At 45.9% G+C, this 13,328-nt stretch carries 12 protein-coding genes; 11 read left to right on the top strand and 1 reads right to left on the bottom strand.

Annotated features, from left to right (window positions below; all coding sequences use genetic code 11):
* Positions 1-11 precede the first annotated feature (11 nt).
* The 9 genes from KQI_RS0110335 (at position 12) to yunB (ending at position 10,076) form a co-directional block, all read left to right on the top strand.
* Entirely contained in the window at positions 12-629 is a 618-nt protein-coding gene (locus KQI_RS0110335) for a DNA-3-methyladenine glycosylase family protein (protein ID WP_010346706.1), read from the top strand.
* 24 nt (positions 630-653) lie between these two features.
* Positions 654-1,343: a DNA alkylation repair protein gene (locus KQI_RS0110330; RefSeq protein WP_010346705.1), complete on the top strand. Its 690-nt coding sequence runs from the start codon at positions 654-656 to the stop codon at positions 1,341-1,343.
* 72 nt (positions 1,344-1,415) lie between these two features.
* Positions 1,416-3,011 carry a response regulator transcription factor gene (locus tag KQI_RS0110325; RefSeq protein WP_010346704.1) on the top strand — a complete coding sequence of 532 codons (1,596 nt, stop codon included), beginning with the start codon at positions 1,416-1,418 and terminating at the stop codon, positions 3,009-3,011.
* 23 nt (positions 3,012-3,034) lie between these two features.
* Positions 3,035-4,891 carry a histidine kinase gene (locus KQI_RS0110320; protein WP_029390108.1) on the top strand — a complete coding sequence of 619 codons (1,857 nt, stop codon included), beginning with the start codon at positions 3,035-3,037 and terminating at the stop codon, positions 4,889-4,891.
* Between the two features lie 100 nt (positions 4,892-4,991).
* Entirely contained in the window at positions 4,992-6,356 is a 1,365-nt protein-coding gene (locus KQI_RS0110315; protein WP_010346702.1) for an ABC transporter substrate-binding protein, read from the top strand.
* Positions 6,357-6,386: 30 nt separating this feature from the next.
* Positions 6,387-7,289, top strand: a complete 903-nt coding sequence (locus KQI_RS0110310) for a carbohydrate ABC transporter permease (RefSeq protein ID WP_010346701.1) — start codon at positions 6,387-6,389, stop codon at positions 7,287-7,289.
* Positions 7,290-7,291: 2 nt separating this feature from the next.
* Positions 7,292-8,128: a carbohydrate ABC transporter permease gene (locus KQI_RS0110305; RefSeq protein WP_010346700.1), complete on the top strand. Its 837-nt coding sequence runs from the start codon at positions 7,292-7,294 to the stop codon at positions 8,126-8,128.
* Between the two features lie 79 nt (positions 8,129-8,207).
* Complete coding sequence (locus KQI_RS0110300) at positions 8,208-9,140, top strand: aldo/keto reductase (RefSeq protein WP_010346699.1); 933 nt, start codon at positions 8,208-8,210, stop codon at positions 9,138-9,140.
* A 126-nt stretch (positions 9,141-9,266) separates the two neighbouring features.
* Entirely contained in the window at positions 9,267-10,076 is an 810-nt protein-coding gene (gene yunB / locus KQI_RS0110295) for a sporulation protein YunB (RefSeq protein WP_029390107.1), read from the top strand.
* A 43-nt stretch (positions 10,077-10,119) separates the two neighbouring features.
* On the opposite strand, the gene KQI_RS0110290 is transcribed toward yunB, so the two are convergent.
* Positions 10,120-11,226, bottom strand: coding sequence for a M23 family metallopeptidase (locus KQI_RS0110290; RefSeq protein ID WP_010346697.1), 1,107 nt, complete (start codon positions 11,224-11,226; stop codon positions 10,120-10,122).
* 247 nt (positions 11,227-11,473) lie between these two features.
* Here KQI_RS0110290 and lipA point away from each other — a divergent pair, with 247 nt between their 5' ends.
* Together lipA and KQI_RS0110280 are read left to right on the top strand one after the other, a co-directional pair.
* A complete protein-coding gene (gene lipA, locus KQI_RS0110285; RefSeq protein ID WP_010346696.1) occupies positions 11,474-12,376 on the top strand; it encodes a lipoyl synthase in 903 nt (300 codons plus the stop codon).
* 24 nt (positions 12,377-12,400) lie between these two features.
* The gene (locus tag KQI_RS0110280; RefSeq protein ID WP_010346695.1) at positions 12,401-13,306 is read left to right on the top strand and encodes a YutD family protein; all 906 of its coding nucleotides are present in this window, start codon (positions 12,401-12,403) and stop codon (positions 13,304-13,306) included.
* Positions 13,307-13,328: the final 22 nt, after the last annotated feature.

Below are 13,328 nucleotides of genomic sequence, written 5' to 3'. Positions count from 1 at the left end.
AGGGAGAGCTAATGCAAACTGTAATCACCAAAAACTTTGACTATGGGGAAAAGGAAATCCATTATCTGAAAAACGCAGATGCCGTACTTGGCGCAGCTATGTCACAAATGGGCAAAGTGGAACGGGTGGTCATTCCCGATCTGTTCGCGGCGCTTGTTCATGCCATTGTTGGGCAGCTTATTTCTGCCAAGGCGGTTGAAGCCATATGGGCAAGAATGCAGGAGAAATTAGGCGCGATGACTCCGCAAAATATAGCCATTCAGGCGGCCGAGGATATTCAAAGCTGTGGCATTACTATGAAAAAGGCCGTATGTATCCTGAACATAGCCCAAACGATAGAGCAGGGCTTGCTGGATTTACAAGAATTATATGAGCTCTCCGATGCACAGGTGATCCAAAAACTGTCCTTGCTGCAGGGGATAGGCCCTTGGACGGCTGAAATGATGCTGCTTCATTGCATGGAGCGTCCAGATGTCGTCAGTTGGGGCGATATCGCTATTCGGCGGGGAATGATGAAGTTATATAATCTGGATACGCTTACCAAGAAGCAGTTCGAGGAGTATAGAAGAGCCTATTCGCCCTATGGATCGGTGGCCTCGATTTATTTGTGGAGCATTTCATTTCGTTAGTTAAGGATCAGGGAGTGGATACGATTGGAAAAAACAATCAGAGAACAAATACTGTCGTACGTGGATACGGACTTTCAGAAGTTCACGGCTGCATTGCTTCCGACCATTGATAATGTACTAGGCGTACGTCTTCCGATGTTGCGCAAGCTGGCTCAGGCTATTGCCAAAGGAGATTGGCGTCTCTACCTGGAAACTGCTGAAAGTGATTACTTCGAGGAAGTGATGCTGCAGGGGATGGTTATTGGCTATGTGAAAACGAATATAGAGGAAGCATTAAGTTATGTCACCAGGTTTGTGCCTAAAATTGATAATTGGTCCGTATGCGACAGCTTTTGTGCCGGATTGAAGTTTACGAAAAATCATAAGGAACGGGTATGGGAGTTTATACAGCCCTATCTATTCTCCAAAAAAGAATATGAAATTCGGTTTGGCGTGGTTATGCTGCTCAATTTTTATATTGAGGAACCGTATATTAACCAGGTGCTTGAATTACTGGATCAGGCTCATCGTGAGGATTATTATGTACAAATGGCGGTAGCATGGGCGATATCTATCTGCTATATCAAGCTGCCGGAGATTACGATGCATTACTTGCAGAACAATACGCTGGACGATTTTACGTTCAATAAAGCGCTGCAAAAGATCATCGAATCCTACCGGATCGATGAGGCAACAAAAACGATCATGCGTAGTATGAAGCGAAAAAGAAAATAGGATGGGTCCCCGCCTGCAAGTGTTATACTTGTAAAAAAACATCTATGTATAATAACGTCAGGAGGGGAGAAAGTGAGTTCTATACCGCTGGGAGTACTTGTGGTGGATGATGAAACTAGACAGCGTCGGGGATTGGCTGCTATGGTCAGGGAGCTGCGCCCCGAATACGAGGTATGGGAAGCCAAGAATGGAAAAGAAGCTCTGACCCTTTCGTTGTCCCAACCGATACAGTTAGTTTTTACGGACATTCAAATGCCGATTATGAACGGACTTGAATATCTACAGCAGTTAAGAATCTCCGGTCAGGGTGAGACCAAAGTTATTTTAGTGACCGTCTACCAGGAATTTAGTTATGCACAGCAGGCGGTGCGGTATGGAGCAAATGATTATTTGGTAAAACCCGTGCAATCACAGCAGCTAATCGAAGTAATTCAGCAGATGGAACAGGTGATTGAACAGGAGCAGGAGGCGCTCAGTAGCAATCAAACGGTGTTGAATCAGATCGAGCAGAGTATGCCCGCATTTGTGGAGCATTTGTTTAGCAGATGGGTGACAGACCAGTTACAGCCTCATGAGAAAAGCCTGTTAAAGAGTCACTTTGGCTGGCAGGGGCGAGGAGAAGTTCTTGCGTTGGGAGTATGTGCATTCCCAGCGGAGGGGGCAATAGAATGGAATTCTATACTCCGTAATACGGTCCTTGAATTATTGCATCCCTGGGCGGCGGCTGTGGTGTTTCCCTTTGAAACCTCTATAGAACATTTGGTCGCAGTTGTAAATTGGAAGGACGGAGCAGACGTTGCGGAAGCCAATAGGAACCTCCAGGTGGGATTGGAGAAGATGGAGCAGCAACGATCTATTTCAAGCTGGTTTGCTTGGGGGCAGCCTTTTGATTTTGATGAGATGCAAATAAGCGAATCCTATGAACAGGCCAATCGGCTCATTTCTCTGCGTTTCTATGAACCTCACGTCAGATGCTTGAACCTTGTCGTTATAGAGGATGAGCAGCCGATACAGGAAGTGAGTACAAGTGAGCAAATAAGCATTTTGAAATTTATTGAAAGCGCTATCTCTGGTGAAGAGACCAATCAGCCAATGCATAAGGTGCAAGACTTAATGAGACGAATGACGCAAGGTTATCCGGCACCTGAAGCGCTTAAGACCCAATGGATACAGCTTCTAACGGGTAGCCTGCAACGGGTAAATCTCGGATGGAGTGAGGAATTTTATCTGCGTCATTCAGAACAAATGAATCATGCTGTCGCAGAAGCTGCCTCTCTTTCAAACCTCCAGGATCGTATTTCAGCATGGCTCAAGGAGCTTATTCATGAGCTTCATGGGGGAACCAAAAGCGAGCACATCATGAAAAAGTGCAAGGATTTCCTGGATACACACCTACATGAGGAACTCAGTCTGGATATTGTAGCAAGACACTTCTACTATAATGCTTCCTATTTTAGCATTCTGTTCAAAAATCATTTTGGACTCTCGTTCACAGAATACATGGTGAAACTCAGGATGCAAAAGGCACAGCACTTACTACTGCATACAGACGCCAAGGTTGCAGAAATTAGCAGACAGGTCGGTTATAAAGATATCAAATATTTTTTTAAGGTTTTCAAGAAAAATGTAATGCATACCCCTGAGCAATTCCGCAGGAAATTCAAATGATCATGATTGGAAAGGAAGGTACGATGCGCCAAGTTAAATATGTCTACCAAAAGTTTTTGGACAGCAGCTTTCGTACGAAATTGATGCTGTCCTATTTTTTGCTGTCTGGTTTTATAGTTTTGATACTGGGTTTTGTTTACTTCGAAACGAGTGCACAGAATATTACTACGAATGTAACAGATAGCGTCACAAGTGTTCTGCGCAGTAATAATGAGCTGCTCGATAATAAGCTGGCTGCTATTCAAAAAACCGTAGATATGATACCGATCGATCATGAGCTCCTGCAGACGATTACGGATGTGGATACCTCGGATTCTTCATCGCTGTTACGAACGGATCGCAGCATTACGAAAATTTTGTACAGATACTTTGGCAATATGGAGGAAGTTTACTCTTCCCAGATCATGACCCGAAATTATGCATACGGAAGCACCAATCGGATGTATATTCCCGTTCAGCCGTTCTATTCTTCTCCCTTGGCAACAACTGCAGTCGAGGCAGAGGGGGCTACCAGGTGGATTCCTTCCTATTCGTATGCCGATACATTTCATCAACAGGATTTAAAGCAAGGTTCCTATGAATTCAGTTCTTTATTCGCCGTTGTGAAGCAGCTTCACTTGACCTCAATAGATGATGCCGGAACCTTTCATACGCTTCCAGAGGGGAAGGAGAAGCCTATACTTGTCCTGAATTTCCGTCCTGATTTGTTAAAAGGGGTTTTTGAAGATTACGCTGCCCGCAGCGGATTTGCACATTTATCTTACGGGATGATTCATGATCAGAACGGGCTGGTCATTAGCTCTGACGGGCCGAATCAAGAGGGGAAGCCCGTGGCAGGCTGGCTCAAAAATGCCATAACCTCGGAACAAGGGATGAAAATGGTTAGCGTCAAAGGCCAAACGATATTACTTGTTTACGAAGCAATGAAGACGACGGGCTGGGTATCTTATATAGCTATTCCGATGGAGGATGTATTGGGGCATCTGTCAACGATTCGCACCTACACCTTGTTTTTTTTAGGCTTTATGATGCTGATGGCTGTAATCCTGGCTTATCTGCTGTCCGTTTACATCAGCAAGCCTATCACAGATATGAAACAAGCGATGAAAAAGATGGAGAAAGGTCATTTTGACATTCGGATTCCTGAACGAGGCTATGATGAACTGGGTGATCTCATTATCCGATTTAATCAAATGAATGGAAAGATTCAAGATTTAATCGAGGAAAATTACAAATCACGTCTGAGAGCCAAAGAGTCGGAGCTGATGGCGCTTAATTTGCAGCTTAACCCGCATTTTTTGTATAACACGCTCACGACAATGTATTGGATTGCATTAGAACATAAACAGCAGGAATTAGGGCAAATGATCATTAATCTGGCGGAAATGCTGCAAATTACGACCCGAAACAAAAACGATACATGGAGCTTGGAGACAGACCTGAAATGGCTGGAGAAATACATTTATATTATGCAGAATCGCTTTGAGGACAAGTTTACGGTGGAATATAATATTGATCCCATGTTGCTCCAGATGGAAGTTCCCAAGCTTTTTTTACAGCCCTTTGTCGAAAATTCGATTATTCACGGCTTCGCCGAATTGGAATCAGGCGGTCAAATCAGGATTACAGCCTGGATAGAGAAGCAGTTGGTGTGTTTCAAAGTTGAGGATAACGGGCGAGGGATACAGGAAGATCATATACGGCAAATTCAGGCTGGAGAAATCCGGTCAACAGGTATAAAAAATGTAGACAGAAGAGTGCGTCTGCTATACGGGACGGAGTATGGAGTAACGCTCCACTCTCCAGAAGGCAAGGGGGCAGCTGTACTGATCCGAATCGGAAAAGCTCATACATCTAATCAAATGACACCAATCCAATGAGAGTGCGACTTCCCAAAATGTAAGCGTTTGCTAAAATAAATTTAGCAGCCAAAGCAACAAACGAAAAGGCAAAAAAATAAACGGTTTGGGGGCGTTACTCATGTTAAAACGAAAGTTATGGATCGTCTGCCTGTGCTTGATCGTTGGGCTTATGTCAGCCTGTAGCTCTAATGAAAGCAGCAGCAAGCCGGCAGATTTGCAGGGGCACGAGCAAGTGACACTGACGTATGCCAGTTGGGGGAGCACCAATGAAAAGAAAGTGCAGCAGGAGATCGCCAAAAGGTTCACGGAGAAATATCCGTGGATCAAAATCAACTATATGCATATCCCTGGGGACTACGTTACCAAGCTAACGACAATGTTTGCTGCTAACCAGGCACCGGATGTATTCCCCATCTATAAAGCACAGGCTCTGCAATGGGCTGAACAAGGCAAACTTTATAATTTGAATGAATTTCTGAAGGAGGATAAGGAGCTCACGAAGGAGAGCCTGATCCCCAATTCGATCATCTATTGGGATAAGGACAAAGTGGCAGGTGTCAAGGTAACGGAGGAGGCCTTCGCCCTTTATTACAATAAAGACTTGTTTGATGAGGCTGGTGTTGCTTTGCCGCCGGTAAAAGCAGAGGAGGCTTGGACATGGGAGCAGTTTTTGGAGACGGCACAAAAGCTTACCATTGATAAAGCGGGAAATAATGCGCTTAGTCCCGATTTCGATGCCAATAACATCAAACAGTATGGAGTTCGTTTTGATACATGGATGTGGCATCTGTTAATTCCTTCTAATAACGCAAGTGTGATTTCAGACAAAGGAGACTCGCTTAATCTTGAGAATCCGGATGTGATTGAAGCTGTTCAGAAGATGGCTGATCTGATCAACGTTTATCATGTGGCCCCGTCACCGACGCAGTCCAAAAATATCCCTTCTCCGGCCGTGGCCCTGCAGAGCAAACGTGTAGCGATGGATCTGGATGGACAGTGGGTTCAACTGGATCTTGGCGAATCGAAGGTAAATTTCGGTGTGGGTGTATTGCCCAAGCTGAAAAGCAGCAAAACGATCCTGTTTGGCGAGCCGGAAGTGATTTCTGCCAAGACCAAACATCCTAAAGAGGCATGGATGTTTTATAAATTTTTGCTGGATGCTGAAAGCGGACTTGACATGCATTCCAGCGGATTATGGATGCCTGTTATGAAAAAATGGTATACCGATCCAAACCTGATTAGCAAATGGGCGGATGTCAAACCGGGTCATGCGGATGGATACCGGGATGCTGTTATGAACCAAACGCTGCATAACGGTGTCAATTCTTATGACTACTATCTGAAAAACTCGGAGAAAATCAATGCCATCATTAACCCGGCCCTGGATCAGGTATGGCTTGGCAAGAAAACGGTGGAGCAAGCTTTCAAGGAGGTTTCTGCGAAGGCGAATGCGGAATTTAAGGGAACGTATCCGAAGGAATAGGGAGTGCTCTGGGAGAAGGAGAGGGATAGAATGCAATCATTATCTTCGATTCGCAAGCGAGAAAATGGGTTGGGGTGGCTCTTTGCTGCCCCTGCCATTCTCGGCTTTGTCATTTTCGTACTGGGACCGATGATCGCCAGTCTCTGGTTTAGTCTAACTGATTATAAAGTTGCTTCTCAGGCTAATTTTATTGGTCTGGATAATTACATCCATTTATTTGACGGAACGGATCAGTTTTTTTATAAGTCACTTGGGGTTACGTTTTATTATGTGTTTCTGAGTGTACCCCTTCAGATTATTGTAGCTTTCTTTTTGGCGATATTACTCAATCAAAAGGTAAAAGGACTGGCTTTTTTCAGAACCGTTTTTTACCTGCCTACCATTGTGCCGCTGATTGCATCGTCTATGATTTGGATGTGGCTGTTTGATCCGGATTTGGGGTTGTTAAATGTGGTGCTGCGTGCGTTGCATTTGCCGGAAAGTCAATGGATATACAGCGAAGGATCGGTTATTCCTACGCTTGTTTTAATGAGCTTGTGGACCGTTGGAGGGACCATGATTATTTTTCTGGCAGGCCTACAAGATATACCTAAGCATTACTATGAAGCGATCGAAATCGACGGTGGGAATGCTTTTCACAAGCTTGTATATATTACAATTCCGTTAACATCACCCACTATCTTCTTCAATACGATTATGGGCTTCATTGGAGGCTTTCAGGTGTTTGTCCAGCCTTACGTTATGACACAGGGAGGGCCTAACAACTCCAGTTTATTTTATACATTTTATCTGTTCCGTGAGGCCTTTACGTTTTCCAATATGGGTTATGCCTGTGCAATTGCCTGGGTGCTCTTTATAGTCGTTTTGATATTTACCGCCTTTCTATTCAAAACTGCCCGAAAATGGGTGTATTACGAAGGCGGGGGGGCTTGAGGATGAAAAAACGTGGTTGGAATTGGAGCAGGGTATTACTGTATACAGTTCTTATTGGGGGCTCCTTTTTCTGCATGTTTCCTTTTTACTGGCTGGTGCGAAGCTCAATGATGGATCTAAGTCAAATTTTCCTGATTCCGCCAAAATGGATTCCAGAGCCTTTTGTATTCGAGAACTTCTTACAGCCATTTGAGGAATTATCATTTGGGCGCTACTTTGTGAATACGTTTATAGTCGTTGCAGGGACTTTGGCAGGTGTACTTCTGTCGAGTACGATTTCTGCTTATAGCTTTGCGCGAATGAGATGGAAGGGAAGGGATAAGGTATTTGCCGTGCTATTGAGCAGCATGATGCTGCCGTTTGCGGTGACACTGATTCCGTCTTTTATTGGTTGGCAGGCGCTGGGGATGGTTAACTCGTATGTTCCCTTGGTACTGCCTTCATTTTTTGGTGGAGGCGTGTTTAATATCTTTTTGCTAAGACAATTTTACATGACTCTTCCGCGAGAACTGGATGAGGCTGTATTTGTAGATGGAGGAAACCATTTTACGATTTTTATCCGTATTATTTTGCCATTGTCGAGGTCGGCGATTTTGGTCATTGGCTTGTTTACGTTTTTAAATACGTGGAATGATTTTATGGGCCCGCTGGTTTACCTGAATGATGAAAGCAAATTTACACTGGCGATTGGGTTGCAGCAGTTTCAAGGAATATATTCGGCTCAATGGGGTGTACTGATGGCTGCTTCTCTCATTGTTGTGCTGCCTGCTATTATTTTGTTTGCCATAGGACAAAAGTATTTCATGGAAGGAATTGCCTTAACAGGGATTAAAGGATAAGAGCAGCATGTACGCACTTTGCCTTTTTTGGAATCCAATATTAAAATGGAAGTAACTTTCGAAAAGGAGATGACGTGAATTGGCAGAGCAAGTGCGTATTGGCAAAACAGATCTATATGTAAAACAAATCGGTTTGGGTGCAAATGCGGTGGGCGGACATAACCTTTTTTCCGGTTTGAACGATGAAACGGGCAAGGAAGTCGTTCGCACAGCTTTGGATAACGGCATCAATTTTCTGGATACGGCTTTTATTTACGGACCTGAACACTCCGAACGCTTGATTGGTGAGGTATTGAAAGAACGTGGCAATCGTGATAAAGCCGTGATCGCGACCAAGGGAGCACACAAATTTGTGAACGGAAAGGTTGTTTTTGACAACTCGCCGGCATTTTTGCGTGACTCTGTCGAATCCAGTCTGAAAAGATTGCAAACCGATTATATTGATTTGTTTTATATTCATTTCCCGGATGAAGCAACCCCGAAGGCAGAAGCAGTCGGCGAACTGAAGAAGCTCAAGGACGAGGGTAAGATTAAAGCGATTGGTGTATCCAATTTCTCCATTGAACAGTTGAAGGATGCGAATAGCGACGGCTATGTAGATGTGCTTCAATCCGAATATAATTTACTCCAACGGGAAGCGGAAAAGGAACTGCTGCCTTACACCAAGGCGAATGGCATTTCATTTGTGCCTTATTTCCCGCTGGCTGCCGGACTGCTGGGTGGGAAGTATACGAAGGACACAACCTTTACTGACATCAGAGCGAACAATCCATTGTTCCAGGGAGAAACATTTGCTCAGAATCTGGAAAAAGTAGAGCAGGTGCGGCAGATTGCCAATGCATTGAATGCTGAGGTAGCTCATGTGGTGTTGGCATGGTATTTGACACGCGACTCGATTGACGCGCTTATTCCAGGAGCGAAAAAGCCGGAGCAGGTGCTGGAGAATTTGAAAACGCTGAATGTTAAGCTGAGTCAGGCGGAGATCGACAAGATCGATCACATTTTCAAATGATTTGTTAGACTGCGATTTGAAATCATATAGTTGTTCCATCAAGAGGAGCTGCCGGACGGGCGGCTTCTTTTTCGTGTGCCCCTCGCATATTCTTGTAGGGTAAGTTCATCACTGCGGGGGGATCGAATGATGAGAAGACCGCAATGGCACAGCGCGCCCAACAGAAGGCGACGCGGCAGACGCAGAGTATTTTTTATTGTGGCACTTGCGCTGCTGGTAGGGATCATACAGATGGCTGCTTATGTGGAGCAGCATTTGAAGCCGCCCATGATGCATTTGGCAAAAGTGCGGGTCAAGCAAATGGCGACCGAGGCCATCAATTCAGCCATAACTGCACAGGTCGAACAGGGCAAGACGGCTGATAATCTGATCGAATGGAGAACGGATGCCCAAGGGAGAACGTCCGGTTTTGTTCTCAATTATGCGGAGCACATGAGAATTACGTCAGATACGCTCAAAGCAGTCAAAGCAACGATGGACAGCATGAGTCATTTTGATGAGAGCATTCCCATTGGTCAGGCATTGAATAGTCCGCTGCTGGCGGCATATGGCCCGAAAATTCCTTTAAAGGTGGAGCCGCACGGGACCATCAAGGTGGATTTAAACACGCGTCAACAGGATGCGGGCATAAACATGATCTTGGTGGAAGTGTATATTCGGATTACGACAGAGGTGTCTGTAGTCATCCCGTTTGAGATACAGCCTCAGATTGTGGAGACGGAAATTCCGGTATCTTATTTGCTGGTGGTGGGCAATGTTCCGATGTACTATTATGATAATCAGGGCAAGCCCGTTGGTAAAAATGGCGCAACTGCACCACAGTTGGCGCTGCCTTCACATACGACAGAGAGTGGCGGCGTTACAGATCTCGGCGTCGAAAGCGTTCCAGCCACACAGGAAGAGGAGAGCCCCTCCAGTATGACCTCAACGCCTTAAAAGGGCGAGAGGGAATAAAATGCTTCGCAAGGCAAAAGAGACCTTACGAGGAGGTCCTTTTTGTCTTGCCTGTTTTGAGCGCTTTGTGTTCGGATTGTTCCCACTGTCTTAATAACGGGTACGGATCAAAGGACCAGTCTGTCCAGCCACTATCCCGATATATACCGTAGTGCAAATGTGGTGGAAACTTGCCTTGGGTACCGGGCTTCCCGTAGCCCGAGCTTCCGACCCAGCCAACCGTCTGACCGGGCGTAACAATATCTCCGTTGTGAACGGTTTTGTTAAAGCCGGAAAGATGTGCATAGTAGTGATAGCGGTTGTTGAGATCTCGAATGCCGATTCGCCATCCTCCGAATGGATTCCAGCCCTTCATTTCGACTACACCGTAGCAGGTGCTGCGAACCGGAACTCCATACCCAGCGAACAGATCAGTTCCCTCATGTATACGGTATCCCCCCCAGCTGCGGCTACTGCCCCAAGTGCTGCGATAGCTGTAAATGCTGCCCAATGGGAGCGGGAAGGCCTGGTTGCCAAGATCCAGCCTGCCATATGTCCGATACAGCTTGGCAAACTGCTGGACTCTTTGAACTGCACGGGTGTTGTGGTAATATTCCCATACAGCAATACCAAATTCATCCTCGGTGTTCCCATATTTCCCGAGATATGAAGCGAGGCTAAAGAGTAGATCCCTGTCATTATCGCGGCTCGCGATTCCATCACCTGAGCCGTCTTGTCCCAGTCCGGAAAACATTTCAATGGAGCGTGGAATTTGATCATCTGAATCCGGGTTCATCAGGCCGGACCAGACAGGTCCCGTAATAAAAATACCCGTGATCCGTTCCGCATGCTTGCGGTCTTTGGGATGGGCCACCGTAAGTGTTCGTTCATATTGATCGATCGCAGCCAGCCTGTACCAAGGAATCCCGGTCAGGGCTTCGATGGATTGATATAAAGCAAACCTGGACGTAAACAATGTGGCTTGAGATTGTGGAGTATTCACTTTGGCTTTCGGGGTACTCCGGGAAGACGATGGCTGTAAGTCCTTGTCAAAGGCATGAGCAGGAAGCGGACAGGATGTTGTCAGTGTAATAGCGCATAACAGCAGCGATAACAGACGAACAGCATGGGCTGTCCGTATAGGGTAAGACACGTGAACCGACCTCCTTTTGAGGGCTTGAATCGCCCAGGTAAATTCTAGCCCCGCAATCCATGGCATGAGCAAAAGCGCTTTAATTTAGATTGAACCATAACCGTTACTTTTATCCATATCAAGAATTTACTTTTCCGGCATCAATGTCATATCAAAAAGGGAACAATGAATGGAGATTTTCCCATCGCTTTCATGTTATAATGTATGGCAATGACAGCTTAAGCTCATAGAAAGAAGGTCTATTCCATTGTCTAGAAAAGTAAAGGAAGCAAAGCCCGACTGGATTCGTATTAAACTTACGACAGGTGATAGTTACCAGGAAATCAAGAGCATGATGCGTTCCAAGACATTACATACCGTATGTGAGGAGGCACGATGCCCTAATATATATGAATGCTGGGCCAACAGGACAGCGACATTTATGATTTTGGGTGATATTTGTACACGTGCGTGCCGTTTTTGCGCAGTGAATACGGGAATGCCTACGGAACTGGACTTGCAAGAGCCTGAACGTGTTGCGGAAGCAGCTGAAAATATGAACTTGAAACACTGTGTCGTAACCAGTGTGGCTCGTGACGATTTGAAGGATGGGGGCGCTACTATATTTGCAGAAACGGTCCGTGCCATTCGCCGCCGAGTACCTTTTTGCAGTATAGAAGTATTGATTCCCGATTTTATGGGCGACATTGAATCGCTGCGTATCGTCATGGATGCCAAGCCGGATATTTTGAATCATAATATTGAGACCGTGGAACGCATGTCGGATAAAGTACGGGCCAAGGCGAAATATCGTCGCTCCCTGGAGTTGCTTCAACGTGCGAAGCAATTGAATCCATCCATTCCGACCAAATCAAGCATCATGCTGGGTGTCGGAGAAGAGTGGGACGAGATCTTGCAAGCCATGGATGATCTGCGTAAAATTGATTGTGATATTTTGACAATTGGACAATATTTGCAACCGTCCGAGAAGCATTTGTTTGTGCAAAAATATTATCCACCGGAAGATTTTGCGAAGTTAAAGGAAGAGGGATTACAACGGGGATTCAGCCACGTCGAATCCGGTCCGATGGTCCGCAGCTCCTACCAAGCGCATGAGCAGGTGAAATCTGCTGCTCGGCATAAGGAAGAAGGCACCCTTTCGCAGGCTTGATCCGGGAAAGGCGGTCAGATTAGCTTGTTTCAAATCGGCGGTAAAAACTATGAAGTGTTGCAGGATCACAAGAACGGGTGGAATCCCGAAGCATTTCGTGATCGATACAGTGAAGTGCTGGATCGCTATGATTATATTATTGGTGATTGGGGCTACAATCAGCTGCGTCTGAAGGGTTTTTATAGAGAAGGGCACCCCAAAGCAAATAAGGACACATCCATAGTGGTACTGGACGATTACATTAATGAATACTGCAATTTCGGTTGTGCTTATTTTGTGCTGCAAAAAAGCCGTGAAGTGCTCAACAAGAACGGAAGCAATGATGAATCCATTGCCCCTGACATACAACAGCTGGTAGATGCTCAAAAGGAACAAGCGGAAACGTTAGAAACTGAAGAGCAGCAAGAAAAATTGCAACATACAGCTGTAGAACGGGAATGGACGCAATCGCAGCAGGATTCCACGATAACGGAGGAGCCGCCAACGGAGCAATCACGAGAAGCTCGTGAACCACGCGAATTGCAACGTCAGGAAGCCAAGGTAGCGCGTGAGCGCCAGCCACGTGAAGCTCGGGAAAGTCGTCCACCCGGAGAAGGACGCGAAGGAAACCGGCAGCGTGAGTCACGTGAAACCCGTGAATCGCGTCAGCCGAGAGAACCGCGTGAAGCAAAGGATGGACGCAATCCGGGAGAAGGGCAGCAGGCTCGGGAGCCACGGAGACAACGTCAGCAGCAAGGGAATTTCGACAAAAAGGAATCCCGTGGATCACGCTTTGAGCGTCAAGCCAAGGAAAACAGGGAGGGGCGTCAATCCCGTGTTTTGCGTGATTCCGATGGCCAACGTCAGGCGGGGGCTGCTATCAGAGCCGAAAAAGCTGAGATCAGCAAAAAGAATAAAACATTCATAGCTCCACAACAAAACGGTTCCTGAGTTTCAGGAACCGTTTTGTTTG

Origin of the sequence: Paenibacillus peoriae KCTC 3763, from assembly GCF_000236805.1 — a bacterium.
GTDB classification, from domain to species: Bacteria; Bacillota; Bacilli; order Paenibacillales; family Paenibacillaceae; genus Paenibacillus; species Paenibacillus peoriae.
The sequence above is the reverse complement of the archived record's forward strand: the minus strand, read 5'-3'. Positions and strand labels throughout refer to the sequence as shown.

Coding starts and splice junctions, on each gene's coding strand:
- KQI_RS0110335 (WP_010346706.1), top strand. CDS start 12: ATGCAAACTGTAATCACCAAAAACTTTGACTATGGGGAAAAGGAAATC.
- KQI_RS0110320 (WP_029390108.1), top strand. CDS start 3,035: ATGCGCCAAGTTAAATATGTCTACCAAAAGTTTTTGGACAGCAGCTTT.
- KQI_RS0110315 (WP_010346702.1), top strand. CDS start 4,992: ATGTTAAAACGAAAGTTATGGATCGTCTGCCTGTGCTTGATCGTTGGG.
- KQI_RS0110310 (WP_010346701.1), top strand. CDS start 6,387: ATGCAATCATTATCTTCGATTCGCAAGCGAGAAAATGGGTTGGGGTGG.
- KQI_RS0110305 (WP_010346700.1), top strand. CDS start 7,292: ATGAAAAAACGTGGTTGGAATTGGAGCAGGGTATTACTGTATACAGTT.
- yunB (WP_029390107.1), top strand. CDS start 9,267: ATGATGAGAAGACCGCAATGGCACAGCGCGCCCAACAGAAGGCGACGC.